The sequence below is a fragment of the Leifsonia sp. 2TAF2 genome (assembly GCF_052115085.1).
Taxonomy (GTDB): domain Bacteria; phylum Actinomycetota; class Actinomycetes; order Actinomycetales; family Microbacteriaceae; genus Leifsonia.
In genome coordinates, this window is sequence record NZ_JBFRFY010000001.1 from 1,014,142 (window position 1) to 1,040,770 (window position 26,629).

Consider the following 26,629-nt stretch of genomic DNA (forward strand, 5'->3'; position numbering starts at 1 on the left):
CATGCCCCACATCGTGCTGACCAAAGTGAAAGGCCAGGACCACGACAAATCGGTGAAGGCGAAGATCCTCAACTTCCTTTCGAAACTGACCGAGGACGATACGTCAGCGGGGCTCCATATCGAGAAGATGCAGAACTCCGTCGACTCTCGAGCGCGGACGGCTCGCGTCGACCAGAGCCTTCGAGCGGTTCTCTACCGCCTCGACGTCGGCGAGGCCGAGCACACCTACGTGTACGCAGGAACGTGGCCGCACGACGAAGCAATAGAACGGGCACGCACCCGCAAGCTTCAGGTGAACCCGATTAACGGAATCGCAGAGCTGATCGAAGTGACGGCTCCAGCGGACGCCCCCTATGCCGCGCCGATCGCAGCTGCGTGGCAAGGCGAAGAGAGCGCGGCGGTCCAAGTCGCACCAGCCGCCTCCTACCTTGAAACCCGAGGCTATTCGCGCACCGACCTTGTGGAGGGCCTTGGCCTGAGCGAGTCGGTGGCGGTCTCACTGCTCGCCGCCACGGACGAGCATTCGTTGCTTGAGTCGGCCGAACGTCTTGAGAACGAGTGGCAGAGCGCGGCCGCACTCGGACTCGCCGTCGGCGACTCTATTGAGAAGATCCGCTCAGATCTGGGACTCGACAATGCAATCGAGGATGAGACAGTAGCGGAGGACACGGCGCCGCCGTCCGAGGATGCACGAATACTGTCGTCGCTCAAACACCCTGCGGCGCAGATGCAGTTCACTTTTGTCGAGGATGATGAGGAGCTTCGACGCGTTCTCGAGGACGAGGATTTCGGAGCCTGGCGCGTCTTCCTCCACCCGGAGCAGCGCAAGTACGCGACCCAGAACTACAACGGGCCGTTCCGGCTCTCGGGCGGGGCCGGCACCGGAAAGACCGTCGTATTGCTCCACCGGTCACGTCACCTGCAAGAGGCAGACCCCGGCACCCGCACCGTGCTCACGACATTCACGAAGGCACTGGCAGGGAACCTCCAGCGCGACCTGGAACGCCTCGACCCGTCGATCCAAACAGCCACGACCCTTGGCGACACGGGCGTTCTGGTGAAGGGAATCGATGCCCTCGCCGCGGAAGTGAGGGATCGGGCAGGAAAGGATTTCGGGCTCGCAGCTCTGGCTGTACTCGGTGTCCCGCTCGATCAGGCGGCGGTTCTCCGCTCGAATGCCGACGGGTGGCAGGACGCGATCGACGACATTGACCCGGACCTGCCCGAGTCCATCCTCAACCCAGCGTTCTTCGAAGCCGAGTATCTCCAGGTTGTGCTCCCAAGTCGAGTGACGACCTGGGACGATTATCTGTCGATCCGACGTCCGGGCCGCGGGGTGGCGCTGGATCGCAAGAAGCGAGCCGCGCTCTGGTCCGTTGTGGAACAGTACCGAAAGTCCGCGAGGCTTTCCGGCGCGCTGAGCTTTGCCGAGGTCGCCGAAATTGGCGCTGCATGGCTTGAGACACAACGTGCGAGCGGTAGCACGGTCTCCGACCACGTACTCGTTGATGAGGGCCAGGACCTCATACCCTCGCACTGGAAGCTTCTGAGGGCATTGGTTAGCCCGCAACAGAATGACCTCTTCATTGCAGAAGACTCGCATCAGCGAATCTACGGTCATCACGTCGTGCTATCGCGATACGGCATCAAGATCACCGGCCGCTCCCGTAGACTTACGCTCAACTATCGAACCACCGAGCAGAACCTACAGTTCGCGCTGGGTGTGCTCGCCGGTGCCGACTATCTCGATAGCGAAGCCGCACTCGAGAGCGTCGCTGGCTATCGCTCAGCGAGACGTGGGCCTGCGCCCGTGCTGCTGCCGGCGAAGTCCGACGAGGAACAAGTTGGCAATATCGCGGAACTGATTCGCGAATGGATCGACGAGGGCGTGGCGCCGCCGACGATCGCCGTTTTGGCAAGATCGAACAACCAAGCCAAGAAGGTCCAAGACGGTCTCGCGCAGCGCGGCGAATCGGTGACTCTGCTCACGTCCGCACGCTCCGCGGCGAAGCAGCCCGTTGTCCTGACGATGCACACCGCTAAGGGCATGGAGTTCTCGAGGGTGGTCTTGTTTGACGTATCGGACGGCACGATCCCGAATCAGTGGGTTATCAAGGACATCGCTCCAGAAGAGCTTGCCGATGCGCTGCTGAGGGAGCGTTCGTTGCTTTACGTGGCAGCGAGTCGAGCCCGCGACGGTCTGGTTGTCTCCTGGAAGGGCACGCCTTCGGCTTTGCTGGGCATACGTGATTCGCCCCAGATTCGATCCGTGAAGTAATGCGGTCGCTCTGCAACGGTGTTGGATGGGTGGTCGCAGCTCTTCGCTTTGCCACCGGGGGACGGCGATCACCAAACTTCTCCCGTTCGCCTCCCATTTTGCGAGAGAGGTGGTCAGAAGCGAAGAAGCAGCGTGTAATCCGAAGCCCGCCGCACACGTCGTGCGCTTTTCGAATAGGCCGACGCGCTGAGTAGCTATGCTCGGCAGTCAGAGCCGAATCAACAGCTCAGTCTTTTTCGTCTGGAACTCCTCCTCCGTGAGGACACCCGAGTCCCTCAGCGCCGCAGGCCGCCCGAGCAGGTCTGCAACGTCGGTAGCGGACGCGTCCCTCTCCTCCGACCGCTTAGGAGCGGGCAGACGATCTCTGATAAGCCCAGAGGTTGTCGTGAATGCCTGCTCAGCCACCGTGCCGACACCAGGAGTTTCGTTAGGTCGTCACGTTCGGCGTGACCTACATTCGCGAGCCTTCATGAATCGGTGCATCGGCGGAGTAAGAGAAGGGACGGCCCGTAGAAGCGATCGCTGCAAGACCGACGTGGACCGGTCCCTAGGTGATTTCAATGCGAGTCGCGCGGGCTCACGCTCGCCAAACCGTGCGAATCGCTAGACTGCACCCCGTGGTGTCCATCGTGCAGCCCGAGTCTCTGGAGGCGTGGATGGGTGCACTTGGGAACCGTCCGCGGGCGGTCCCAACCTCCACGATGCGAGCAAAGGTGCGCTCCTACGGCGACGGGACTTATGCCACGCTTTGCATCACAGACGATCGCAAGAGCTACTGGATCAAAGCGCTAGGCAATCCGCAGGGGGATCAGATTCTGGTTACGGAAGCAGTCGTGTCCGGAGTTGGGAGACTAATTGGCGCCCCGGTCAGGCCGACCGCATTGATCCAGATCCCTTCGGGATTCGATGGGGACAAGTACGGGCCAGCTCGGTTTCGAACCGGCGTCGCGCATGGCTCCCTACATCTCGAGAACGCGGAAGAGCGGGACGAGATCGTATATTTGCGTCGGGACGGGAACCCACAACGCAGAGCGACGCTCGCCGCACTCTGGGACCTGTGTATGGGAAGCGATCCTCAGTGGTTGTACGACCAGGCTGGGGATTACAGGTTGTGGTCGTTCGATCACGGATTCTGGCTTGGAGGTGACGGTGGCGACTGGAACGCGCAAATGCTCAGGAGACTCCTGCACCGCGACTGGTCTTGGTCCGAAGACCTCCAGGGGATGGACCCGGGTAGCCTCATCGAGTGCGCAGGTAGGCTCGATACCATTAGTGCGGAAGAGATCCTGGCGGTCCTGGCCGGCGTGCCGACCGAATGGGGCACATCTGATCAAGACCTTGAGACCTTAGGCTGGTTTCTTTTCAACCGAAAGTCAGTGGTCGCTGACAGAATTTCACACCTCGCCGGCACGCTAAAGCCGATAAGTGGTTAGGAGAATTAGTGATGCGATACAGCTACTGGTTGCTCCGTTACGTACCGGATACGCTGCGCGGAGAGATGGTCAATGTCGGGGTACTTGTGGGGCGAGATGGAGGTGACTGGGCCCTTCGCCGAGTTTCGTCTTTCCGCCGCGCGGGTCGGCTAGGAGGGGATGCGAGTCGTGTCCGTCCATGGCTCGAATGGCTAGAGCGCGAAATTGACTCGTACCAGCGCCCAGCACTCCCCATGTTCCGTGACGAGAGGTTTGAGGCCTTCACCTCGGCGCGAGTCCATCGTCTCCAATCGCGCCTCAACAACGCGATCCAGATCTCCGAGCCAACATCGGTCGAAGGGGAGAGCGCAGCCGAGACGGCGGACTTCTTGTATCAGTTCTTGGTCAGCGAGGCTTCAGTACCTTCTCGCTCGATGACTCGTCGCCGGCTTGTAACGCAGCTTCGTGAGCAGTACGACTTGGTGGCACTCAGCGATGTTGGCAGGACTCTTGAAACGCGACCCCAGGCAAGCGCGGGCCTTCAGCGCGGAAGGTTTGATTTCGCCGTGGTCAATGAAGACGTCACGCAGCTTTCACAGGTTTGGTCTTTCGATCTTGCAGATACGGAGAAGTTAGAGCAGGACATTCATGCTTGGAGTTTCCTCGTGACCCGACTTCGTGATAGCGGCGGAGTACTCGGCGCCAAGCCAGGACTATTTGAGCGGCGCATATCCCCCGAAGTCCCGATCTCCGCTGTCTATCAAACTCCTGCGGGCAGGCGTCAGCAACAGTCGCAAATGGATGTTTTCTTCGCGGCGCGGGAAGCTTGGACTAGCCTCGACGTGAACCTGGTACCGAGCAGCGAACTTGATCGGGTCGCTCACGACGCGCTTCTGCCTGCGTAGCACAAACCACCGATTGTGGGGTATTTGAACCAGGGTCGTGTCCCAGGATGACCGCTCGTTCTCTTTGCCGGAGGCAACAAGAGGGATGCGCGAAGGACGTGCTGCTTCCTGGGACATCGGCGAGGCAAGAAAGTCGTTTGGCCCACGATTTGCCCAGAATTCCGTGAATTCCTTTGAGATCGCAGTCGTCTCGGGAAGGTCAAAAGCGCGGAATTCCGCGACTTTGGACCGCCAGTAGTGGTGATTGATGGGTAGTCGCAGTTTCTAGGTCCTTTAGGTGTACCTTGGGGCTCATTGACTCCAACTCGCGCCTCCGCGAAACGCTGCGCGCAGCGAATGTTCTCCGCTCTCCCTTCGACGATTCTGTAAGAACGCACACCACTCGAATTGGGGCGAGCGGTCGCGCTGCAGATGCTCGAAACTGGCCGTGTAGCCGACGGCGGACATGATGGGGGACCTGTGCGGAACCAGCGACGAGGCGGATTTTGGGGTCGGCTGGGTGGGGGCGCAAAATCAGGCGGCGACGAGAAGTCTCTCCCGTCCGCACAGGCGGGCCCGGCGGAATTCATTCCCCACGCCGGCGACCAGCCCTCCACCCCCCAGGAAATCTTGCGGTTGGTACTAAATACGTACTCGTCAGCGGACGCGGCGCGAGCAGCACAAGAGGCGTTCGCGTCCCGATCGCTCGACAGTGAGTTCATGGCCTCGCAGGGGTCGCAGTGGGGCCTTTACGCGGAAGACACTCGGCAGGGCGTCGGCTACTGGCTCCGTCAGGGAGCGCCGCTCAACGGACTCGCGCGCATCGAGTACGACGACGACATCGCCCACTGGGAGACGCCGCTGTTGACCGCGTGCGTCGATGGGCGGTCGCACGCTGTCGAAGCGCTGCTGGCGCACGGAGCCGATCCCGATGCGGCCAACGCGATCGTCTTTCCTGGCAAGCAGGTTCTCAACCACACCGCGCTGCACACCGTGTGCCAGCGGGGGCTCGTGGATGTTGCCAAGCGGCTGATCGCCGCCGGCGCCGACGTCAACCGCCGAACGACGCTGGGTACGACTCCTTTGCATTTCGGGGCGGGCAAGGACCACGTTGAGCTGGTGCAGCTGTTGCTCAATGCCGGTGCTGACCCGAAAGCGCGAGAGTTCGATACCGAGCGGCCGGGACAGTGGGGAGGTACCCCGATGGACCAGGCCGGCCCGCGGACGCGTCCACTATTCGGACCGATCGGAGTGGGTCTCCGCGAGGTGGCCGCGGCGGGACTCACCCTCGTCGAGGAGCCGCCGGTGTCAGAGCGCGCGATCGATCCGGAGTCGCTCGCGCCGCTTCTGCACAAGCTCGAGCGGTCGCAGCCCCAGACGACACTTGTTCTCGTCGCGCGAAACGTCGACGGCCGACGCGCTTCCGTCATGACTCCCGACGAGCTGCGGGAACAGCTCGGCAACGACTTCCCCGCGGACGAAGAGCACGGTGCCGTGGAGCGCATGTGCCAGGTGGGAATTGAAGCCCTACGCCGCCGCGAAGCTTTCGAGTACGCCGTCGCCGCCTACCGCGCTCCCAACCATTGGGAGATCTTCCACGGGTGGTACGAGGAAGGGAAGCTGTGGCTGGGGAGCCAGGAGTTCAGCTGGGCCGACCAGTTGCCCCACCAGCTGGCTCGTGAGCTCGAAGCGCAGTTGCCTTCTCTTCGCGCCGTGGCGCACGTCACAGCGGATGAGAGTCGGTCTGGCATTACGCTCCGCAAAGCGCATGCCCGCGACCAGCTGAGGGAGGCGCTCCAGAGCCTGGAGCGTTACTACGAGGAGGTGGGTGACGAGGAACGCCTGAATCCGATCCGGGACGAGCTCGAGCCGATGTGGGTCGAATCTTTTCCGCTTCGTCGAGGCTGACGGGGCCAAGGCGTTCGAGATGCCCTCCAGGCACTGAGGATGGTAGGTGTTACTCAGTCCGCTGGATCTGCGTCCCACAGCTGTGCGTAGTCCGCGGACACCGTTGCCCAGGCAATATCGGGCGCATCCTCGACGGCGGGCAGCTGGCCTGAGCTGGTTGGCCGGATTACGAAGTCGTGCGAGATGATTCGACGCGAATGGTCTTGCCGTCCGTCGGGATCCGGAAAGCGCAGGATAATCGCTTCGTCCGCCTGCTGGCAGACCTCCCGCCGATCGGTTAAGCCGGCGAAGGCAGCTTCGTAGACCGGGAGTGGGTCGTCGTAGCCCCCGTCGCGCAGGAAGCGGAAGCCCCACCGACGACCGCGCGTCGCCCAGATGAACGAACCCGGCTCAAGAGTCACTTGAGGCTCCGCAGCAGGACCTGGTTTTCCTCTCCTCGGTCCAAGTCCATCTGGAAGCGAGTGAGTGTGGCAGTGACGTAGTTCTGTTTGGTGATTGCCTGCTGGTTCAGCTCTCGAAGTTTGTCACCGGCTATTTGAGCGGCCTCGTCCACAACGTCCGGATTGATCAATGCGAGGACCTTCCCCAGCACGCCGGGATGGTCCTTCCCGAGTAGCGCTGCAGCGAGCAACCGCGCACCGTTGGTGATGATCCCGTCGGCCACTTTGGCAGGCAACTGTTGGACCCTGGCCCACCTGGCGTGGCGCTCGAGCGGCAGGATTGCAGCCACCGGCAGTACGAGATCGATGCCGACTCGCTTGGAGACCTCGATCTTGTTCGGCTCGAACTTCGCGGACGATAGCAGGAGGAAATCTTCGGCGACCGACATTGCGTCGGGGTACTGCACGAATCCGGCGAGGACGCTGCGGAGCTCGTTCAGGTGATCGGCGGCCTTGAGGTCCAGGAGGTCCCTGAACCTGAAAGCGTCCATCTCCGGAAGGAGGTCGGCTTTCGTCAGAGCCATGATCCAGATCCGAGGGAATTGGGCAAGCGGTTTCCCGGAATCGAGCAGGTCATCCTTGAGGGAGAGAAGGCCGTTCGAGAAGTTGCTGAAGAGCGACTTCAGGTACCGCTCTTCCTCGCCTGCGTGGTCGACGAGACGCTGACCATCGACGAGGAGCAAGGCAACGTCGGACCCCAAGAGCGAACGGAAGGTGTCGACGCGGCGCGTTGCCTCCTCCTCGCCGCTCACGCCCTGTTCGAACCACTCGCCGGGATAGTCGTGCCAGACGAGGCGAAGCGCTTCGAACGGGCGCGCCTTGGCCGCCTTGACGCTCGGCGGATCCTTCAGTTTGATCGAGAACGCGTACGACGTCGCCGCGAAGCGCGTCGCGTCGGGGGCCTTAGCCTCGTCCCGCATGCCGAGGTAGTTGCGGTTTAGCCGCGACCCCTGCCCGATGTCGTCAGCGACGACCCGATAGAGACTCTGCTTCAAAAACGATGCTTCCTGGGCCGCGCCATAGAACGACGAGACCAGCACGGTCTTACCGCTTCCGCTTTCACCGAACACCGCGATGTGTTGCTCGAGCACGGACTTCTTCTCCTGCATGAGATCCACCGTAGGGCACGAGCGGCCCGCGGCTTTACGTGGAGCATGGCTTAGCGCTCGATCTCCGTGTCGAAGCGGACATCATTCAAGAGTGGCGGGAGGTCCGCCGAGGCCCTTGACGCGACAATCGCCTCTGCGACGCGGTCCACGCTCCCAAGAATCTCTTCTTGCGAGCCGGTCAACTCCAGAGCGTGGCAGTGCACCGTGATGGGAGCTCCGATGATGTTCACGCTCTTGGGCGTCTCCTCGCCGGATGCGTAGACGAGGTGACCGTCGCGAAGGCCGTACCGTGTGCAGTACGTCACCATCTGGTAGAGGTCGGCGTTCGGGTAGCCGGCCGGCCTTTCCGCCTTGTATTTGGCATCGATGACCGCGTCGATCCGTTCGTGGCTCTGCCAGACGATGTCCGGGCGCACCACTGCGTACCCCAACGCGTCGAGCCGGTCGCTTCGTTGGCTGAGCACCTGGCCGCCCGAGCGTTCGAGGGAGTCTCGAAGCGCGACGGACACGAAGTCCTCGAACACTTGCGCGACGTCGACGAGGAACGCGGACGCCGTGTGCTCGCCGACGCGGTGCTCGATCGAGGCGTTCGTCAGGATGAGTCGAGCCAGGGACAGTGCGGGCTGATAGTGCTCGCTGCGACGATCTTCGCGGGTCCGGGGCAGGGGCAGCCCGCGCGGCAATGCCTCGACCTCGGCGAACATGCCGCGGAAGTGGAGCAGTGTGCGTCTCGAAGCGGGGTCCAGGAGGGGGAGCCGCATGAGCCGCTCTACAGCAGCCGCCAGAATCCGGTTCTCGTCGATGTCGACGGTGAACTCGTCGAACCGCAGTTCGAGTGGTGAGGCGAGCCCGGGTCGTCGTTTGAACTGCTCCACGAAGTTGATCCGCCCGCGCACGACGGTGTCGCTGTCGTGGCGCTCCCGGTACCCCTGCAGAAGTCCCTGTTCGACGGCGACGCCGAGCTGCCGCAGGAACGCGGTCGCGATTGCGGGGACGAGATCGGGAGTGGAGTCGAGGCGCGTCTCCTCCGCCAACCACAGCCTGCGGCGCTGGGCGTAGCCGAAGAGGAAGAACAGCCTGCTGATCGGGAGCTTCGGACGGATGTCGACGCGGTGTCCGTCGATCGTGAGCGAACCGACCTTCCGGACCTGGCTCACCGTCCAGCGGCCATCGATCTCGGTGGGGACCACGGATGCCACCTGGCGCGAATTCAGCGCGGATGCGACCGCACGCGGAAGGTCGATGTCCCGGGGCGTGGCCCACTCGTCGAGCTGGATGTGCATCGTCAGGCGGAACGACTTTCGAGTTCGGCCCTGAGCGCCTCCAGCCCGTAGCGGGCGTTCACGTCGACCCCATCGCCGTAGTGATGCTCGGCGAGCAGAGGGAGCACTTCGAACATCCAGATCTCGTCGAGACGGGTGGGGCTCAGGTTGCCGTCGCGTGCCATCAGGTAGCTCGGCCCGATGCGGAAGTCCCGGTCCTCGATCCGGTCGTTGAGGAGAGCGAACAGCTCTCCGACTTCTGCCGGGAGACCGTTGGCCTGCAGCCAGTTGGGGAGAACCCGGGCGATGGGCGCCTCGCCGGGGTGGAGCTCGATGAAGGCGAATCGTCTGCGCATGGCCGCGTCCATGAGCGCGATGGATCGGTCGCTGGTGTTCATCGTGCCGATGATGTAGACGTTCGCCGGGAGGGCGAAGGTCGTCTCCGGCTCGTACAGGAGGCTGACTCGTTCGTCGCGGTACTCGAGCAGGAAGTACAACTCGCCGAAGATCTTGGCCAGGTTGCCGCGGTTGATCTCGTCGATGATCAGAACGTAGTTGAGCTCCGGATTCTTGGCGGCCTCGTCCGCGATCCGCTTCATCGGTCCCGCCTGGAGCGTGTAGGTGAGCGCGCCGTCCTTCGTGCTGGGCCGGAGCCCCTCGAAGAAGTCCTCGTACGAGTAGCTCGGGTGGAACTGGAGGAGCCGGACGCCCCCATCGCCTCCGGTGATGTGGTCGGCCAGCGCGCGAGCGATGAAGGTCTTTCCGGTGCCAGGCGGTCCATAGAAGATGATCTGCTTGCGGCGATGGAGTAAGGCAAGCGTCCGGTCGAGCCACTCGGTTCCGATGAAGACCCGCCGGGCCAGCTCCTCGCTCGCCGCGGGGTAGTCGGAGACCGGGGTCGGGGCGAAGTCCTCTTGATCTTCCGGCTGCGGAGCCTCCTCGGGTCGCCATACCCGGAGGTACTCCTCGTCGTAGAAGTCGAACGGCTTGCCGCCCTTCGTCTGCAGGGCGAGCGAGATGCGGTTCAGGTCGGCGTCGATGTCCTCGGCCGCGCCGCCGGCGTCGCCGATGAAGGCGTCCCGGATGGCGAGCTTGTGGTCGGCGGCCACGATGGACTGGAAGTAGTCCGGCCGGATCAGATAGAGAAGGGCGTTCCGCTGTGTCGGGAACGACTCGCCGGCGACCTCGTCGCGTATGAAGTCGCGCAGGCGCAGTGGGTGTTCGAGGAGGTCCTCCTGCCGCTCGGGCGAGAGCTGAGTCCACGCCTTCACCATGTTGACGATGATCGTCATCGCCTCGTACAACTGGCTGCCCATCCGCGTCCCGGGATTGAAGGCGCCGGCCGGGAACGCGGCGAGGATGCTCTCGGGGATGGTGACCGGATGCTCCATCAGGCGGAGGACGGCCTCGACGCGCGCCCGCTTCTTCTTTTCGCCGATGGTGCCGATCCAGATCGGGAGCAGCTGCCAGGTCACCAACTCGGCCATGAGCAGCTTGGCGTCGTCCGGCGCATCCGCCAGTTGCTGGGACAGCTTCTCGGCGAAGGATCCGCCCGCCACATGCGGCTGCTGGACAAAGCGGGTCACCAGCTCGTCGACATTCGCCTGCGTCCACACGGCCCGTCCGGGCGCGAAGACCGAGTCGCCCCGCCTGAGGCCGGCGTCAACGAAGAGTGCTGCGGCATCGCGCACGGACTGGTCGCCTCGCCCGTTTGGGAGGATGACCGAGGCCAGTTGCTGAAGCTCGGCGTCGTCGTGGGCTTGCGTCGGCGTCTCAGCGAAACTCATCTTCGTCCTTTCACGGGCGGTGGGGCGACACAATGAACCATATCGACCGGGATCCGTACGGCGTCAGCGCCGGGCGTGCCCTACCCGGCGTATGCCGGTGGGCCCGCTCCAATAGCCTGTGGATCGGGCAGCAGGTGCCAGGATGGGTGGGGAGACCGGCGTGGACGATGAGATCGACATCGACTTCGATATGCGGTCGGACGCGAATGGGCGCGACCCTGACGCAGCAAGCCCGACATTGAGGCGCTACCACCAACTCTTGTGGAGCAAGCCGCTGCCGAATGGGTACCGACTCCAGCTCCGCCCTGGAACTCGCGGCGTCTACCTCCGCCACGAATCCGACGAGCTCGGCGTCCACACGGTGGCGAGTGACACCATCGTGACCTCCCACCGCGGAACCCTCCGGGCGCTCTATCAGCAGATGCCTCCGGAGGAGAACCTCGACTTCCACCGACGCGGATACTCGATCGGCGGTTCCATCGTCTTCCCGGTCGGGGGCGCGACGCGAGGATGGAGCATCAACCAGCACCGGGGGATGAGTCCACGCATCCGCGACCGATTCGACCTGACGCTCGAGTGCATCCGCCGCTTCTACCGGGGAGAGTCGAGTCCGCTGGAAGCGACCCTCGACCGCTACCGAGCCTTCTTCGACCTCTTCGTGGACTTCTCCGGATACGTCACGTTCTTCCACCTGCAGGACCTTGTCGGCGAGACAGGCGAAATCGCATTCCTCTCGCCCTTCGAGGGCTTCGACGGCGATCCGCTTCCGCGGAGACTCCCGCACTACGCGGCGTACCGCGACGCCACGCTCCGGTTCGTCGCTGCACGCAACCAACGCATGAAGGCGTGGCAGACCGGGCACGGTAGAGGCGAGTGAGCGCCCGCCGGCAGTGTGGCTCGAAGAGGGGCCGGACGCGGAACGGGCGTATCCATAACATGGGAGCATGGCATCGAGGGCGCCCCAGAGACAGCAGTGTCCTCGTTGTGGCGAACTGGTAAGAGTCTCGCGCGGCGGCGTTCTTCGAGATTATCTGTTCCAGCGGTCGACGTGTGCAGCATCCTCCGCCCTCACGTTTGCGCCAAAGGGTGCTTCCGTCCCCATCGCGCTAGCTATGGAGGAGGTCCCGGACACTGTGCCGGAGGACCCGTACGCACACGAGTGGACCTCCGCATCCGCGCCCTCGACGCTCGACGGAACGTACGCCGGCCCAGCGCTGAGGTCGTGGCAGGCGACCGCCCTTGACCGCTGGCGCGCCGCGGGGCATCGGGGCATCGTCGAGGCCATTACGGGCACTGGAAAGTCGCTAGTGGGCGTCGCCGCGATCCACGAAACAGTGGTCGTGGGCGGCGGGAAGGCGCTCGTTCTGGTCCCCACCAGGGCGCTACTGAAGCAGTGGGCGTTGACGCTGCGGAAGTCACTTCCGGGCACCTCCATCGGATTGCTCACGAGCGGACAAGCGGACACTTTTCGGGACCACGACGTCTTGGTCGCGACAATTCAGTCTGCGTATCGGGCGCAGCCGGTTCCCATCAGCCTCGGGCTTGTCGTCGCGGACGAGGTGCACCGCTACGGCTCACAAGCCTTCTCGAAAGCGCTACACGAGCGCTACGAACGCAGGCTCGGCTTGACGGGTACTCTCGAGCGACAGCTCGATGAAGGCGTCGAGAGGTACCTCCTGCCGTACTTCGACGGGGTGACCTCCTCGTATGGCTACGCATCGGCTCTCGAGGACAAGGTCGTCGCCCCTTTTCACCTGGCACTGATCGGCGTCGACTTCTCCGACGCCGAGGCGCGGGAATACAAGCAGGCCCGCGAGCGATGCAGCGATGCGATGACAGACCTAATCGAGCAGTTCGACTACCCCGGCGACTGGAGCGCCTTCTTCGCAGCGGTCAACGCGCGGCTGGCTCACGACTCGTACTGGGACGAAGAGCGCCAACTCTGCTCCTCCTACATGAGCGCCTTCGCCGAACGGCGGCGACTCAGGGCCGAAGCAGGAGCGAAGGAATCGTTCCTGAGCGCCGTTGCCTCGGAGCTGGGGGACATGTCGGGGAGCCTGATCTTCACAGAGACCAACGAAAGCGCGCGGCGGCTCGCATATATCGTCGACCGCCACACCTCCGCGTTCCCGTTGACGAGTGACTCCTCTGCAACGGAACGCGACGAGACCATACGCGCCTTCGAGCGCGGGCGGCTCAAGGCGTTGTGCGCACCGCGCATCCTCGACGAGGGTATCGACGTTCCCGAGGCGGAATTCGCGTTGATCGTCGCCGCAAGCCAGACGCCACGCCAGATGATTCAGCGCATGGGACGCGTTATCCGCTTGAAGAAGGATGGGCGGCCCGCCCGAATTGCGATTCTCTACGTCCGCGAGACCGGTGAGGACCCTGCGCGTGACGGGCACTTCGGCTTCCTCGAACAGATCCGCCCCTTCGCCGCATCGGAGTGGATGGGCGATGCGGCGGATGTAGCGAGTTTCCGCCGGTGGCTCCGTTGGGATGGCTCGCCCAAGGCGCAAGCGCCGACGTTGCCGCCGCTGATCCCCACCTTTGGGGCAGGCTGACTGGCGGATGGCGGCGGTAGCGTCGTTGCGTGGGGAATCGAAAGGCGAGTTTGACGACAGGGTCGTCGGTTAGCTTGCGCGTCACCGTGCGAGCGGTTACCGGTACCTCGACGAACATCGGAAAAGCGGAAAAAATCCACGATCCGCAGACAAGGAAAGTCGCATGACGGACGAGCGAACACGAGGACCGAGAATCGTCCGATCGATCCTTGTCGTCATCGTCATGATCACAGCGTTTACTGCCTGCACCAAGGGGTACGGCGCCAGCGATCGCCCTCCGAACCCTGGCGCGACCTGCAGCGGGATCTTGTCCACTGTTATCGAGCGGGAGCGCTCAGGGGATACCACCGATTACATCAACGAACAAATCGCATGGCTCACCACGCATTGCCCGACGGAGTACGACACGTTCGCGGACTACTCCTCGGCGCGCATTTCAGCGCGTCAGTTCGGCACCGAGGCGTGCAGCGAATGGGCGCAGCGCATCAGGCAGGAAGCCGTCGAACTCCTGAGCGCTGATGCGCTTTGCACCGGAGGTCCCTCGAGCGGACAGTCCGGCGAGCAGGCTCAGCCCGGCGGCGGACTTGCCTGGAATCAAGCAATCGATCACACCGGAACGACGCAGCGGGTCTGTGGGCCGTTGGCCGGGTCGGGACAGTCCGAGGACGACGTCTTCCTCAATCTCGGGCTCGACTATCCCGATCCGGGGCGCTTTCAGTTCGTCCTCTGGGACGTCGGTGGGGTCGAAGCTATTCCACTGGGAACGACCCTCTGCGCCGCCGGCCCGATCACGCTGTACAACGGCGTTGCGCAGATGGAGCTGCATTCCGCTGAACAGATCGAGATCGTTCGATAACAGAATTTCAACCGGCCGAGCTCTATCACGACAGTGACCGTGCGCTCAGCCTTTGCGTCCGACACGGGCGTCTCCGAGTCGCGTGCGGGTCAGGTCGCCCGAATCAGCTCCACGGCACCTGATCGCGGCCGCTCGTTCTCGACCAGCACCAACTCGACCGAAGTCCGCGGCGATGAGATCCGGTTTTTGAGCGCGATGTCGGGAGATGTGTCGCTACGACGATTTGCTTGCAGGTTACGTCCTCTTGCATCCGGCGGGTCGCCCATGGACAGCGAGACGGATTGACCGCTCCCTCGTGATCACGGGAACGTTCCCTCCACCGGGGGAGCCCGGCCACGCAGCGACCCCCGATTTGGTTGTACACGCGCGATCCAGTCGAACGATAGCGTCGATTTGTGAGCGTTCCCACATCATCCAATGCCGTTCCTCCGTCGAGCCCGAACGAGTCCGCGCGGAAGAGCGGCGGGGGCAGATTTGCTGCTGCCGCCCTTCTCGTTCTGGCCGTGACGGCAACCTTCGCGCCCTATTTTGCAGCATCCACCCTAGGGGTCGAGGTCGGCTGGGGTGGGCGGCTGTCCACCGGCGGCATTGTTGCTCTCGTCGCGAGCATCGCGATGTGGGTGTGGTGCCGCAGCTGGAAGGCCTGGTGGACATGGATTTGGCTTCCCGTCGCCATTACGGTCTTGGTTGCCTTCGTTGTCGTCAATCTTGCGGTGTCCGGTGCCCGAGCCGAAGCGGAAGCCGACGAAGCTGCAAAGGTCGCTCAGACGTGCGCCGATTGGAAGTCGGAGTTGGCCGCTGTGAACCAGCAGCACGACGAACTGGTAGCCGAGATCAACGCGAAGATGGCCTGGACGAAGTGGGTTCCCCCAACCTCGCCACCGCGTCCAGTCACGGGCGTGACGAACTGGGAGAAGTTCAACGGGATCGGTTACGACGATGTGGATCGCTACACCTACTACGTTGAGCATGGCGGTCCGTCACTGAAGCAGCAGGCTGAGCAACTGCAATCCGACTACAACGCGCACTGCCAGTAGTTCGGGTCGTGACTGCGCCAGGAGGATCTTCGGAGGACGTTGGATGCATCACTTTGAGAGAGGGTCGGACACACGTGGCTTTTGAGCGATGGCGAAAGAAGGCCCCAACGACGGACACCGCTTCAGCGTTCGGGCGCGGCCTGGCGGCTGAGCAGAGTGGACAACTTGAGGTAGCGGTCCCTTCGTACGAAGACGCGGCCATGGGAGGACACGCCGAAGCGAAGTTCAGGCTTGGCATCGTTGAGCAAGAGCTAGGCAACACCGAAAAGGCGATTCAGTGGTACATCAAGGCTGCTGACGCAGGGATCCGCGACGCGATGTTCAATCTGGGGAACCGCTATGCCGAACGAGGAGACGTCGAACAGTCGATCCGCTGGTACAAGGCCGCTGCGGAAGCGGGCGATGACGACGCCCTTCCAATCATCGCCGGCCACTATGCGCTTCAGGGCGATATCGACCAGGCCGTGAATTGGTACACGAGAATGGCGGCCGTGAACTCGGACGCCGGCGCTACTCTCGACCTTCTAACCCGCGTTCGAGACGGCGACGGTGCAGCGATGACCGGTCTCGGTGGAGTGTTCACGCACCAGGGGCATCAGGAGCAGGCCATCCACTGGTACAGGAAAGCGGCCGATCTCGGCGAGGCCGAAGCAATGCTGTACCTCGGCGGGAACTACGAACAGCGACACAAGCTCGATCTTGCTGTCGAGTGGTACACCGCAGCTGTTCGTGCGGGTAACAGCGAAGCGCTGAGCGGGGTTATGCGCATCCTCGGTACGGACAGGTTCATTGACTGGGTGGGTGAGCCGGCGAATATGAGAACCGCCGCGGTCCACGAGTTTCTAGCCCATCTTCGCGGCGAGAATCCGACGACAGAGTTCTAGCGCCTCCGTCCACATCAACTTCTGTGGTCGCCGTCTCACCGTTCGTCTGAACGCTCCCAGACGTGCGGAGAATCGACACAAAGACGCGAGTTGTACGTGGGTTTGCCCCTGGCCGCGTGATGGGCTGTGGGTGGGGATCTGCGAGTGATGCGTTCGTTCAGGAGCGGAGGTTCGAAAGAGTTAGGGTATCGACCCAGAGTCGCGGGCTGACGGAGACTGTGGTCAAACGCGCGCGTCGCTAAGCAACCTCCCTCGAGTTACACCTCGGCCCAGGTAGGACGAATTCTCATTTTAGATTTCACCCCTCGTCCGATTTGCCCACAATTTGCCCACAATCGGGCGAGTTCCTATGTGATCGCAGTCATCTCCAGGAGCTCAAAAAGGGCGGAATTCCGCGGTTTTTGGCATCACGCGAACGGTGCTTAAAGGGTGGTCGTAGTTTTCGAGTCCCTCCAGGGGCACCCGATAAGGCTCGCCTCGTTAGCGGCCCGCCGGCTCTGCGACTCATAGTTCCCCGAATGCGTCCGCCACCCTCGCCGCAACCCGGAATTGCTAGCTAAGGTAGATAAATCGGGCTCGGCCGAGTGCTTCTCGGCCGAGCGCGTGTCTTCCCTGGCGAACGGATCGGTTGCATGGGCTGGATCATTTCGAATATCAGCCTCATCGGCGAGCTCACGCTCAACCACGTTCTCTTGAGCATCCCCCCGATTCTGATCGGGTTCGTCGCAGCCGTGCCCCTGGGCTGGCTCGCCAGCCGGTGGAAGCCCTGGCGGTCGATCATCGTCGGCGGCGGGAGTCTGCTCTACACGATTCCGTCCCTTCCTCTCTTCGTGATCCTCCCGTATGTGCTGGGCACCCGGATCACAGACCCGGTCAACATTGTGGTCGCGCTGACGATCTACGCGGTCGCTGTGATGGTGCGCTCGGCCTCGGATGCGTTCGCCTCCGTCCCAGCGGACACCGTCGAGGCCGCAACGGCTGTCGGCCACTCCCGACGGTCGCTTTTCTGGGCGGTCGAGCTGCCGCTTGCCGGTCCCGTCCTGCTGGCCGGGATCAGAGTCGTGTCGGCGAGCACGGTGGCCTTGGTCTCCGTCGGAGCGCTCGTCGGTTCAGCGAATCTCGGCTACCTGTTCACCGACGGGATGCAACGCCAGTTCTTCGAGGAGATCCTGGTCGGCGTCATTGCGAGTCTGGTGATCGCACTGGCCTTCGACACGATCCTGGTCCTCATCGGACGCTCCCTGATGCGCTGGCCCCAGCCAATGCAGCGCCTGCAACGGAAGGCATCCCTCGTCATTGTCGAGCGGGGAGCCTGACCATGCAGTTCTTCCTCAACGCTCTCGCGTGGCTCGTCGATCCCGCCAACTGGGTGCCCGGGTCCCAAAGTCCGCTGCCCATTCAAGACAGGATCCTCGAACACCTGCTGTACACCGTCATCGCGGTCGCCATTGCCGCGGTGATCGCCCTGCCGTTGGGCTTCTACATCGGTCACACCGGTCGCGGCCGCCAGTTCGTCATCGGGTTCAGTGGTGCGATGCGCGCTCTGCCCACCCTGGGACTCCTCGGCGCGCTGTTCGTCGTCATCGGACTGACGGTGCCCTTCACCGCGACCGCGTTCATCGCCTCCATGATCGCATTCATCGTTCTCGCCATCCCCTCGATCCTCGCCGGGGCGTACGCCGGCGTGGAGTCCGTCGACCAAGAAGTCGTGGATGCTGCGCGGTCGGTGGGGATGAGCGAGCTTCAGCTGCTGTTTAAGGTCGAGATCCCGCTTTCGCTGCCCTTGATCATCGGAGGGATCCGGGCTGCAGTGCTGCAAGTGATCGCAACGGCAGTGATCGCGTCCTACATCTCGCTGGGCGGACTCGGCGCCATCATCGCGTCAGGGATCAGCCTCAACGACAACAACCGGATCCTCGGGGGCGCTCTCCTGGTCACGGCGCTCGCCCTCTCGGTCGACGGTCTCTTCGCCCTCGTCCAGCGACTCACGCGTCGCGACGGGCGTCGTCGGCCGGCACGCGCTGAACCCGAGCCCCTCGTTTTGTCCTCTGCGGCCCGCAGCAGCGGCCCGTCCGCTGAAGAAAGGAACACCTGATGTTCATGCCCACAAAGAAGACCCGCGTTCTCGCGGGCATCCTCGGGATCAGCGCGCTCCTCGTGCTCTCGGGCTGCGCCACCTCGGATCCGACGAAGGCCGCGCCTGCCACGGGCGGCGCCGACGGGGCGAAGATCGTGGTCGGATCCTTCAACTTCCCCGAGAGCGAGATCCTGGGCAACATGTACGCTCTCGCGCTCAAGAACGCAGGCTTCGACGTCTCTACTAAGTTCAATCTCGGACCGCGCCAGACCACCATCCCCGCTCTCAAAGACGGTTCGATCAACCTGATGCCCGAATACAACGGCAACCTGTTGTTCTTCTACGACACGAAAGCCACAGCGCGAACCACGGCGGAGGTGGACAGCGCCCTCAAGACCGCAGTGCCGAGCGATTTCCAGATCCTCACGCCTTCACCGGCCGAAGATAAGGACGCGTACGTGGTCACGCAGGCCGCCGCTGCCAAGGACGGGCTCAGCTCGATAAGTGACCTGTCCAAGATCGAGCCGTTCGCTCTCGGGGCCAACCCGCAGTTCGGGGAACTCCCGTACGGCATCCCGGGACTCAAGCAGACCTACGGCGTCACCAAGGTCACCTTCACGTCGATCGAAGATTACGGCGGACCAGCGACCGTCAAAGCCCTCGTGGACAACGCGGTGCAGGTCGCAGACATCTACACCACCTCGCCCGACCTGGTGTCGAAGAAGCTCAAGGTCCTCGACGACCCGAAGCATCTGATCGCCGCGCAGAACGTCGTACCGTTCCTGAACAAGAGCATCTACAGCGCCAAGCTCGCGTCAGTACTCGACTCGATCTCCGCAAAGCTCACGACCGGCGAGCTGATCGCCCTGCGCGACCAGGTCGAGGGCACGACAAAGACCCAGGCGTCGACAGCAGCGCAGCAGTGGCTGACGAAAGAAGGTCTGCTTAAGTAGGTGCAGGTCGCCGCTACTCGCCGGGCCGGTAGCGCAGCGCGGTCACTCCCGACCGGAAGTCCTGGCGATCCACGAGGTCGAGCTGGATGCGCTCGCGCAGGCCCGCGAGCAGCGTGGGGCCGTGGCCGGCGAGGACAGGCTGTACCACGAACACGTATTCGTCGATCACTCCGAGATTCGCCAACGCCAAGGGGAGGGTCACCCCGCCAACGAACAGGCCCTCGCCGGGCTCCTGCTTCAGCCGCTCGACCGCCTGCCGCAGGTCGCCTTGCAGCAGCTCAGCGTTCCAGTCGACCTTGCTAAGCGTGCTCGACACGACGTACTTCTTCGCCCCATCGATGGCCTCGGCGAAGGGGAGCTGCCAGTCGTCCATCCACTCGGGCCATGCGCCCGAGACCGGCCTCCGCCACGCCGACTCCATCATCCCGTAGGTGACCCGGCCGAAGAGCAGGGCATCGGCTCGCTGCATTTCCGCGGTCCAGTAGCGCATCGACTCCTCGTCGGGCGGGAGTCCTGCCTCGTGATGGACGCAGCCGTCGAGCGTGACGTTGATGGAGTAGCGAAGTGGTCTCATCCGCTCACTCCCCGGGGCCCAGCCAACGCTCAATCCGCCGATGGTCCGGGGTGAAGCCGTGCTCCACTCCCCAGAGGACGGCCTGGCTGCGGCTGTCGGCCCCGATCTTGCGATAGACGCTGCGGATGTGCGATTTGACCGTGTTGGGACTGAGATAGGTGAGCTCGGCGACGTCCGCGTTGCTCTTGCCCTGCGTGATCAGGGCCAGGATCTCTGACTCGCGGTCGGTGATCCCTTCCTGCCGACCGGGCCAATCCAGTCCCTCAGCGCTGCGAGCGCGTGCGGGGGAGTCGCTCACCACGATCTTCCCCGAATGCACCGCTTCGAGAGCTGCGACCAACTCTGGCGCCGGGAGGGTCTTCGAGAGGTAGCCGTGAACGCCCTGAGCGCTTGCGCTCTCGATGAGTTCGGGATGGAAGTTCCACGTGTAGACGACGACATGGCGTGCGCGCGGGTTCTTTACGAGTTCGCCGATCTGCGAGTGACTGGACTCCGGTTGAGCGAAGGCGTCGTACAGGACGACGTCGATCGGCTCGCTGAGTGGCTCGTTGGCGTCGATTTCGGCGACGACGAGTGTGTCGCGGTAGTCGTCGAACATGCGCGCGAGGCCCAGCAGTACGACGTCGTAGTCGTCCACGAGTGCGATCGTGAACGGCTTCGTCGTTGTTGCGGGGGCTGCCGACATGGCGCGAGATTACACCCCTAGGGGTGAGGCGACCGACCCTCGCCGGTGGTTGTTTGGAACCATCAGCCCACCAACCAGAAAGGGTCCTCTGATGAACATTCTTCTGATCGTCATTGCTGTGATCGCCATCATCCTCCTGCTCACAGGAGGGTTCGTCTCGTCGCTGAACTTCCTGCTCTGGGTCGGGATCGTCCTGCTCGTTCTCGCTGTGATCGTGTGGCTCGTCCGGATGCTCACGGGAAGTCGACGCGTCTGAGACAGCCTTCGACGCGGAGCGGAGACGGAGCGGTCGTCCGGCGTCAGGCGCCTGAGCGCCGGCGCCGGCGCACCACTCCGACGACGATCAGCACGACTCCGACGATGAGCACGATGGGCCCGATGGTGCCCCAGACCGGGGATCCGCTCATGACGGACCCGCCGAGCACGTTGAGGCCCTGGAGCGTCCACAGCAGTCCGATGAGGACGAGCACGACGCCGAGTACGAGGAACAGCCACATCGATTTCACGGTGTGAGGCTACTTCTTCTGTCGCGGTCCGTGTGTGCTCGGCCGGGATCAGTCGTGCGGAGGTCGGCGCAGCCGCTTGATGTCGGTGCGCCGCTTCTTCGCATCCAATCGCCGTTTCTTGGCGCCGAGACTCGGCCTCGTCGGTCGTCGTGGCGGTGCCGGCGGCAGGAGGGCGTCGTGCACGAGTTCGGCCAGCCGAGCTCGCGCGGCCTCCCTGTTGCGCAATTGCGCGCGGTGCTCGGATGCGGCGATGGTCAGCGTTCCGTCGACGATGCGCCCGCCCAGGCGCTCGAGCAGCCGCTCGCGCTGCGACGGCGAGAGAACGGCCGATGCGGCCACATCCCACACGAGTTCCGCCCGCGAGTCGGCGGTGTTCACGCCCTGCCCGCCGGGACCGGATGACCGCGAGAACCGCCACGACAGCTCGGACTCGGGGATCGTGAGTCCGGCGTCAACCCGGAGGCCGGGACGGTGAGCAGCGGGCATGGGTCCATCATGGTCGAGGTCTACGATCCGATCCATGGATGACGTGGTGCGGAATGCTCGTGTGGCCGGCGTCTCGCTCGACTGCGCGGATCATCGCGAGCTCGCTGACTTCTACGCGCGGCTTCTCGACGGCGAGGTGGACTGGCTCACCGATAGGGCGGCCGGGGTCTCGGCCGGAAGCTACAAGCTGATCGCGCAGCGGGTGTCGCCGTATACCCGGCCGACCTGGCCGGGAGCGTCGATCGTCCACCTCGACCTGACCTGCGAGCCGGATGACTTACCGGACTTCCGGGCGCGGGCCGAGCAGTGCGGGGCGGAGGTGGCATCCTTCCAACCCGACGAACGATGGGTCGTCATGCTGGACCCGGCCGGCCATCCCTTCTGTTTGACGCCCATCGCAGGCTGAACGCGGCCGCTCCACCTGCTGGGCTAGCATTTGGGAATGACCAAGCAGGCACCGATCGACGACATTTCGATCGGCGGCGACGGCATCCGCCTCGGGCAGTTCCTGAAGTTCGCTGGGCTCCTCGACTCCGGCGGGAACGTGAAAGAGGCCATCATCGACGGCTACGTGAGCGTGAACGGTGAGGTCGATCGCCGACGCGGACGGCAGCTGCAGCTCGGCGACATCGTCACCTTCGAGGGACGCAGGGTCCGGGTCTGTCCGTGAGCGCGAATCAGGGAGACCAGCCCCACGTCGCCGAGGTGAGCATGGATGCCGCCCATCGCTTCAGCAAGCCCGTGGTCGACCACGTCGTCCTCATCGAGGGATGGGGCGTGGAGGGCGATGCGCACGCGGGGACGACCGTGCAGCACCGATCCCGCGTCGCCCGCGACCCGTCGCAGCCGAATCTGCGGCAGGTGCACCTGATGCACGCCGAACTCTTCGACGAAGTCGCCGAGGCGGGGTTTGAGGTCGCCCCGGGAGAGCTGGGCGAGAACGTCACGACTCGCGGAATCGACCTCCTCGGCCTGCCGACGGACACGCTGTTGTACCTCGGCGCTGACGCGTGCGTACGTGTCACGGGATTGCGGAACCCGTGCCAGCAGATCAACGGCTTCGAGCCCGGACTGCTGCGCGAGGTGCTCGGCCGGGATGAGGACGGTTCGGTGGAACGAAAAGGCGGCGTCATGGCCGTCGTCGTCACCGGAGGGATCGTGCGGCGAGGCGACCGAATCCGCGTCGAGGTCCCGTCGGGGGAGCGCGTCCCGCTCAGTCCGGTTTGACCGCGTAGCCGCGCGCATCCACCACCATGAAGGGCCTCCTGTGAACATCACCCTGCTCGTCCGGTTCGTCGCCGTGGCGGAGGAGCTGCATTTTCCGCGGGCGGCCAAGGCCCTCAACATCCCTCTCACTTCGCTCTACTCGTCGATTTCGAAGCTCGAAGACGAAGTGGGAGCCCCGCTCTTCACCCGTGACTCCAACGGAACCCGGCTGACGAAAGCCGGAACCCTCTTTCTTGTGACGGCGCGGGAGGAGATCGCTGCGGCCCCTGCGCCGGCCGAGAAGCCGGTCGTTCCGGCGGGCGGAAAAGCCAAAGCCTCGAAGGGCAAGGGTCGCGCTCCGGCCGTGAAGGGGCAGCCGAAGCCGTACAAGAAGCGGCAAGGACGCTAGCCGTAGACAGCACCGTCTGGGACACTTCACGCAGAACGCCGCGGAGCACCGACACCCGCCGGGCTTGGGGACAGCGCTCGGGGGAGGAACGCGATCATGTCGAATCCAGGGCAGCCGACGGTGCATCAGGGCGACACCGGAACCGCCGTCAGGCGTTTGCAGCGCGCGCTGAGGCGGACACCGAATCTGAGCATCGTCGTGGATGGCATCTTCGGCCCGGCGACGCATGCTGCGGTCGTCGACTTCCAGCAGGGGGCCGGCCTGGCGGCCGACGGGATCGTCGGTCCGCTCACGTGGGCGGCGCTGCCGGATGGCGGCCCCATGCCGGTGCTGCAGGAAGGTTCGAGAGGGCCTGTCGTGTCGAGTCTGCAGACTGTGCTGACGAACGGCGCCGATCAGTGGGGAGGAGTCACTCCGCAAGGGATCGACGGGATCTTCGGCCCGCACACGAAGGCCGCGGTTGAGGCGTTTCAGCGGTGGGGTGGCGTCACGGCGGATGGCATCGTGGGGGATCAGACGTGGGGCGTTTCGCTTCGTGCTGCGGGTGCGACTCTCGAGTCGGCGGTGGGGCTGCAGTACGTGGTGGGATGAATCATCCCCGCTCAGGCGCTGAGCCGCTGAATCCGTCCAGGACCGGTGATCATCCGAACTGGACCGTCCCGTTCACCGTGTCGAATCGAGCTACGAGACTTGGGTCGGCGTTGGAAACGAGGACAAGTGCGTAGTTCCGCCGGTCGACCGACGCAACGTAGGTGAGGGTCGTATCCTGCGGCAGGACCGCGAGGACATAGTCGGGCGATGCTGAGAAGGGGTCGAGGACGCGCCCGTCGCTCGTCACCGCGAGGGTGGGCGACTCCAATCCGTCCGCACTGCGGTTAAGTTTCAACGCGAATTGAAGAGTTCCGAGGGTCTGAGCCAGCGAAAGCCGAGTTGCGGCTGGCCTTGCAGGAGCATCCGCCGGCACCGGGGTAGCAACCGCGGCAGGCGGGGGAGCAGGAGTCTCCGCGCGGGCCGCGATTGGAGCCACCTCACGCTGACCGGCCGTAGACGCTGACGCGGAAGGCGCCATGGTCAGCGAGTGGAACGTCGCAGCCGTGACCCCCGTGCTCAGGATTCCGGCCGCTATCGCCGCAGCAGGAAGGAGGACCGACCAGCCGGCTCCCCGATACGGGCGGGTCCTCCACGCCGCGATGCCGAATATCACGGCGCCTACGCCTCCGACCAGCCCGAAGATGGGCGACACGCGACCCGGGAGCTGCGACGACGCGTACAAGGCGGCGGCGGCCCCAGCTCCGATGATCACGGCGAGCACCGTCCAAAACCACGAGCCTCGGCGGGATGCGGGACGGTAGGCGAGCCGCGGGCCAGCCGCCGGAGGCCGGGGGGTGGATCGGCCCGCCGTCGGGGTCTCGTCCCAGTGTCGCCCGCCGGACAGCCAGTCCCTAGGTCCCTGCTGCATGCCCGCCCGACTCCCGCATTGGTGACCGAACTGGTATCGGCCTAGCGTTCTCGACGTTAGCGAGCCGCGAGGGGTCTTCGCCGTCCCCCGTTGGAGGCGCAGCACGAAGTGGGCAAATGAAGTCAGGGGCGCTCGGTGATGGTGATAAGGAGGGTCGTGTTCTCGTCGAAGATCGGGAGCGTGAGCGCTCGCGCCGGCAGCGGGACGCGACCGACGCGCACCGCGGTGTTCTCCTGCTTCGACAACTCGAGTGGATTCGGCATCTGAGCTCGTTCGGCGATCGGGCCTTGGACTTCTGTGTTCCAGCCGGTCCAGACTCCGAAGGGCGCAGCGGGGTTCGGGCGTCCGACATCCACGATGAGTACGTCGTTCCAGTCGCCCACTTGCTCAAGGTGATCGCTGAAGTCGAACGCGCCGGTCCGGCGGCTCGTCTCGACCTGGTAGACCTTCATGCTCAGCGCGTAGCGCGACAGCTGGTCGGCGGTCGACGAGAGGGCCGGCGCGAGGGCGTCGGCGGGTGTAGTGGCGTCACCGTCCGCGGCCACAAGCGTCGGGGCGAGGTCTTCGGGTGGTTCCTTCTGCAGCAGGAACGTGCCGACCAGCGGAACGGGCGTATCGATGCTGTCGGTCGCGTCCGGATCCCGTGCCTCGTTCAACTGGATGGGACAGTAGTGCGCGGCCGTCTGCTCGGTCATCAGCACCGACAGTCCGCGGATCGCCAGCCGCATGTCCGCCTGCCAGGCAACACCGTTCTCTAGGTCGTTCGTCTGCGGCATCCCCGACAACTCCACCTTCACCGCCCAGCTGCCGAAGAGGAACCGCGCGAGGTTTTGGTATCCCTCCTCGGAGTTGACCTCGCCGTAGCGCCCGGAATGCGACTTGTAGACGAAGGCCCGGTGCGCGTTTTTCACGTAGGCGTTCTGGATCTGCACGAGTCCGTCGCTCTGCGGACCGACGAGTTCTTTCGAGACGCCGTAATCCTGCTGGTCGGTGCCGATCAGGCAGAAGACGTTGTCGGTGTCGAAGATATCCGTCGGGATGACGCGGGGGTCCCACGGAGGCTTGAGGCCTGCGGGCGGTGTGTCCCCGAACTTTGCACCCTTCGTGAGGTACCCGTACATCTTGGGCGGCGAGAAGACCTCCGATCCGTCGGGGCCGAACGTCTCCATCGCCCAGTTCAGCAGGCCCGCGGTGAAGTTGATGCCGCCATGCGGGGTCGCGTAGGTGAACAGCCGCGCGACGATGTCCTTCGCGGGGCGGCGAGGGTTGCCGTGCTGATCGGGTGTCTCGCAGATCTTCTGCATCATGCAGCGTGCGACGAGTCCGCCCATGGAGTGGGCGACCAGGTTGACCTTCGGGTGCCCCTCCGTCTTGTCGATCACCGTGGTGATGAGTGTGTAAAGCTCAGTGGCGGCCCGCTCGATATCGAATCCGTCGGCCGTCAGGTGGTCATGGATGCCGTGCTTCACTCGGTCGAAGAACTTCTCGACCGCGTTCTCGTGCTCGTCGGCAGGGTCGGCGGCCCAGGTGGTCGCGGCCACATCGTAGAAGCGGCTCACCCAAATCGTCTTCGGATCGAGGGTGGCGTCGACGGCGTCGGCGAGCAGCTCGGCCTGGCTTCCCCGGACCAGCAGCTTGTAGTCGTGCTCGCCCATCAGCCGCAGCAGCGGACCCTCGAACTGGTAGAAGCGGGGATCGCCGTCACCGTCGACGCGGGTGTGGGTGGCGCCTTCGTTGAACCCGTAGAAGGGGTCGTCGACGGTGGTGTCGATGTTGCTGGTCGCGCCGGCGTAGCCGCGGCAGTAGACAATCGGGAGTGCGTCCATGACGGGATCCCCTCGGGTGTGGGGTGG

General features: G+C 64.1%; 28 protein-coding genes. 18 read left to right on the forward strand and 10 right to left on the reverse strand.

The window, feature by feature from the left end:
- The first annotated feature begins 1 nt into the window (after nucleotide 1).
- On the forward strand, nucleotides 2–2,278 hold the full coding sequence (locus AB4Z18_RS04865) for a 3'-5' exonuclease (protein WP_441781564.1): 2,277 nt from the start codon (nucleotides 2–4) through the stop codon (nucleotides 2,276–2,278).
- A 207-nt stretch (nucleotides 2,279–2,485) separates the two neighbouring features.
- Here AB4Z18_RS04865 and AB4Z18_RS04870 read toward each other — a convergent pair whose 3' ends face one another.
- Nucleotides 2,486–2,683: an SHOCT domain-containing protein gene (locus AB4Z18_RS04870; protein WP_441781565.1), complete on the reverse strand. Its 198-nt coding sequence runs from the start codon at nucleotides 2,681–2,683 to the stop codon at nucleotides 2,486–2,488.
- 212 nt (nucleotides 2,684–2,895) lie between these two features.
- Between AB4Z18_RS04870 and AB4Z18_RS04875 the strand changes: the two genes are divergently transcribed.
- The 3 genes from AB4Z18_RS04875 to AB4Z18_RS04885 all read left to right on the forward strand — a co-directional run bounded on the left by AB4Z18_RS04875 (nucleotide 2,896) and on the right by AB4Z18_RS04885 (nucleotide 6,482).
- Nucleotides 2,896–3,711 carry a hypothetical protein gene (locus tag AB4Z18_RS04875; RefSeq protein WP_441781566.1) on the forward strand — a complete coding sequence of 272 codons (816 nt, stop codon included), beginning with the start codon at nucleotides 2,896–2,898 and terminating at the stop codon, nucleotides 3,709–3,711.
- An 11-nt stretch (nucleotides 3,712–3,722) separates the two neighbouring features.
- The gene (locus tag AB4Z18_RS04880; RefSeq protein ID WP_441781567.1) at nucleotides 3,723–4,595 is read left to right on the forward strand and encodes a DUF3037 domain-containing protein; all 873 of its coding nucleotides are present in this window, start codon (nucleotides 3,723–3,725) and stop codon (nucleotides 4,593–4,595) included.
- Nucleotides 4,596–5,294: 699 nt separating this feature from the next.
- Nucleotides 5,295–6,482, forward strand: coding sequence for an ankyrin repeat domain-containing protein (locus AB4Z18_RS04885; RefSeq protein ID WP_441781568.1), 1,188 nt, complete (start codon nucleotides 5,295–5,297; stop codon nucleotides 6,480–6,482).
- 53 nt (nucleotides 6,483–6,535) lie between these two features.
- Here the strand turns inward: AB4Z18_RS04885 and AB4Z18_RS04890 are convergent, their stop codons facing one another.
- The 4 genes from AB4Z18_RS04890 to AB4Z18_RS04905 are packed head-to-tail and all read right to left on the reverse strand — an operon-like array spanning nucleotide 6,536 to nucleotide 11,080.
- A complete protein-coding gene (locus AB4Z18_RS04890; protein ID WP_441781569.1) occupies nucleotides 6,536–6,883 on the reverse strand; it encodes a hypothetical protein in 348 nt (115 codons plus the stop codon).
- Complete coding sequence (locus AB4Z18_RS04895) at nucleotides 6,880–8,031, reverse strand: TRAFAC clade GTPase domain-containing protein (RefSeq protein ID WP_441781570.1); 1,152 nt, start codon at nucleotides 8,029–8,031, stop codon at nucleotides 6,880–6,882. Before AB4Z18_RS04895 ends, AB4Z18_RS04890 begins: the two co-directional genes overlap by 4 nt.
- A 50-nt stretch (nucleotides 8,032–8,081) precedes the next feature.
- A complete protein-coding gene (locus AB4Z18_RS04900; protein WP_441781571.1) occupies nucleotides 8,082–9,314 on the reverse strand; it encodes an McrC family protein in 1,233 nt (410 codons plus the stop codon).
- A gap of 2 nt (nucleotides 9,315–9,316) precedes the next feature.
- Nucleotides 9,317–11,080 carry an McrB family protein gene (locus AB4Z18_RS04905; RefSeq protein ID WP_441781572.1) on the reverse strand — a complete coding sequence of 588 codons (1,764 nt, stop codon included), beginning with the start codon at nucleotides 11,078–11,080 and terminating at the stop codon, nucleotides 9,317–9,319.
- A 160-nt stretch (nucleotides 11,081–11,240) separates the two neighbouring features.
- Between AB4Z18_RS04905 and AB4Z18_RS04910 the strand changes: the two genes are divergently transcribed.
- The 8 genes from AB4Z18_RS04910 to AB4Z18_RS04945 all read left to right on the forward strand — a co-directional run bounded on the left by AB4Z18_RS04910 (nucleotide 11,241) and on the right by AB4Z18_RS04945 (nucleotide 19,451).
- On the forward strand, nucleotides 11,241–11,957 hold the full coding sequence (locus tag AB4Z18_RS04910; protein WP_441781573.1) for a DUF6994 family protein: 717 nt from the start codon (nucleotides 11,241–11,243) through the stop codon (nucleotides 11,955–11,957).
- A gap of 256 nt (nucleotides 11,958–12,213) precedes the next feature.
- Nucleotides 12,214–13,644 (forward strand): DEAD/DEAH box helicase, encoded by a 1,431-nt coding sequence (locus AB4Z18_RS04915; RefSeq protein WP_441781574.1) that lies wholly within the window; start codon nucleotides 12,214–12,216, stop codon nucleotides 13,642–13,644.
- A 163-nt stretch (nucleotides 13,645–13,807) separates the two neighbouring features.
- Nucleotides 13,808–14,500, forward strand: a complete 693-nt coding sequence (locus AB4Z18_RS04920; protein ID WP_441781575.1) for a hypothetical protein — start codon at nucleotides 13,808–13,810, stop codon at nucleotides 14,498–14,500.
- A gap of 395 nt (nucleotides 14,501–14,895) precedes the next feature.
- Nucleotides 14,896–15,537 carry a hypothetical protein gene (locus AB4Z18_RS04925; RefSeq protein WP_441781576.1) on the forward strand — a complete coding sequence of 214 codons (642 nt, stop codon included), beginning with the start codon at nucleotides 14,896–14,898 and terminating at the stop codon, nucleotides 15,535–15,537.
- Between the two features lie 74 nt (nucleotides 15,538–15,611).
- Complete coding sequence (locus tag AB4Z18_RS04930; protein WP_441781577.1) at nucleotides 15,612–16,421, forward strand: tetratricopeptide repeat protein; 810 nt, start codon at nucleotides 15,612–15,614, stop codon at nucleotides 16,419–16,421.
- Between the two features lie 632 nt (nucleotides 16,422–17,053).
- Entirely contained in the window at nucleotides 17,054–17,737 is a 684-nt protein-coding gene (locus AB4Z18_RS04935) for an ABC transporter permease (RefSeq protein ID WP_441781578.1), read from the forward strand.
- 2 nt (nucleotides 17,738–17,739) lie between these two features.
- Entirely contained in the window at nucleotides 17,740–18,516 is a 777-nt protein-coding gene (locus AB4Z18_RS04940) for an ABC transporter permease (protein ID WP_441781579.1), read from the forward strand.
- Complete coding sequence (locus tag AB4Z18_RS04945; RefSeq protein WP_441781580.1) at nucleotides 18,516–19,451, forward strand: ABC transporter substrate-binding protein; 936 nt, start codon at nucleotides 18,516–18,518, stop codon at nucleotides 19,449–19,451. Before AB4Z18_RS04940 ends, AB4Z18_RS04945 begins: the two co-directional genes overlap by 1 nt.
- A 13-nt stretch (nucleotides 19,452–19,464) precedes the next feature.
- Here AB4Z18_RS04945 and AB4Z18_RS04950 read toward each other — a convergent pair whose 3' ends face one another.
- Together AB4Z18_RS04950 and AB4Z18_RS04955 are read right to left on the reverse strand one after the other, a co-directional pair.
- Entirely contained in the window at nucleotides 19,465–20,025 is a 561-nt protein-coding gene (locus AB4Z18_RS04950; RefSeq protein WP_441781581.1) for a dihydrofolate reductase family protein, read from the reverse strand.
- A 4-nt stretch (nucleotides 20,026–20,029) separates the two neighbouring features.
- The gene (locus tag AB4Z18_RS04955; RefSeq protein ID WP_441781582.1) at nucleotides 20,030–20,710 is read right to left on the reverse strand and encodes a response regulator transcription factor; all 681 of its coding nucleotides are present in this window, start codon (nucleotides 20,708–20,710) and stop codon (nucleotides 20,030–20,032) included.
- A 91-nt stretch (nucleotides 20,711–20,801) separates the two neighbouring features.
- Between AB4Z18_RS04955 and AB4Z18_RS04960 the strand changes: the two genes are divergently transcribed.
- The gene (locus tag AB4Z18_RS04960) at nucleotides 20,802–20,966 is read left to right on the forward strand and encodes a hypothetical protein (protein WP_441781583.1); all 165 of its coding nucleotides are present in this window, start codon (nucleotides 20,802–20,804) and stop codon (nucleotides 20,964–20,966) included.
- A 43-nt stretch (nucleotides 20,967–21,009) separates the two neighbouring features.
- Here the strand turns inward: AB4Z18_RS04960 and AB4Z18_RS04965 are convergent, their stop codons facing one another.
- Both AB4Z18_RS04965 and arfB read right to left on the reverse strand, forming a co-directional pair.
- Nucleotides 21,010–21,207 carry a hypothetical protein gene (locus tag AB4Z18_RS04965; RefSeq protein ID WP_441782972.1) on the reverse strand — a complete coding sequence of 66 codons (198 nt, stop codon included), beginning with the start codon at nucleotides 21,205–21,207 and terminating at the stop codon, nucleotides 21,010–21,012.
- A 57-nt stretch (nucleotides 21,208–21,264) separates the two neighbouring features.
- Nucleotides 21,265–21,702 (reverse strand): alternative ribosome rescue aminoacyl-tRNA hydrolase ArfB, encoded by a 438-nt coding sequence (gene arfB, locus AB4Z18_RS04970; RefSeq protein ID WP_441781584.1) that lies wholly within the window; start codon nucleotides 21,700–21,702, stop codon nucleotides 21,265–21,267.
- 34 nt (nucleotides 21,703–21,736) lie between these two features.
- Here arfB and AB4Z18_RS04975 point away from each other — a divergent pair, with 34 nt between their 5' ends.
- The 5 genes from AB4Z18_RS04975 (at nucleotide 21,737) to AB4Z18_RS04995 (ending at nucleotide 23,908) form a co-directional block, all read left to right on the forward strand.
- Nucleotides 21,737–22,108: a VOC family protein gene (locus AB4Z18_RS04975; RefSeq protein WP_441781585.1), complete on the forward strand. Its 372-nt coding sequence runs from the start codon at nucleotides 21,737–21,739 to the stop codon at nucleotides 22,106–22,108.
- A 36-nt stretch (nucleotides 22,109–22,144) separates the two neighbouring features.
- On the forward strand, nucleotides 22,145–22,372 hold the full coding sequence (locus AB4Z18_RS04980) for an RNA-binding S4 domain-containing protein (RefSeq protein WP_441781586.1): 228 nt from the start codon (nucleotides 22,145–22,147) through the stop codon (nucleotides 22,370–22,372).
- 41 nt (nucleotides 22,373–22,413) lie between these two features.
- Entirely contained in the window at nucleotides 22,414–22,929 is a 516-nt protein-coding gene (locus AB4Z18_RS04985) for an MOSC domain-containing protein (protein ID WP_441782973.1), read from the forward strand.
- A 40-nt stretch (nucleotides 22,930–22,969) separates the two neighbouring features.
- Nucleotides 22,970–23,317, forward strand: coding sequence for a LysR family transcriptional regulator (locus AB4Z18_RS04990; protein ID WP_441781587.1), 348 nt, complete (start codon nucleotides 22,970–22,972; stop codon nucleotides 23,315–23,317).
- Nucleotides 23,318–23,413: 96 nt separating this feature from the next.
- Nucleotides 23,414–23,908 carry a peptidoglycan-binding domain-containing protein gene (locus tag AB4Z18_RS04995; protein WP_441781588.1) on the forward strand — a complete coding sequence of 165 codons (495 nt, stop codon included), beginning with the start codon at nucleotides 23,414–23,416 and terminating at the stop codon, nucleotides 23,906–23,908.
- Nucleotides 23,909–24,898: 990 nt separating this feature from the next.
- On the opposite strand, the gene AB4Z18_RS05000 is transcribed toward AB4Z18_RS04995, so the two are convergent.
- The gene (locus AB4Z18_RS05000; RefSeq protein WP_441781589.1) at nucleotides 24,899–26,602 is read right to left on the reverse strand and encodes an esterase/lipase family protein; all 1,704 of its coding nucleotides are present in this window, start codon (nucleotides 26,600–26,602) and stop codon (nucleotides 24,899–24,901) included.
- Nucleotides 26,603–26,629: the final 27 nt, after the last annotated feature.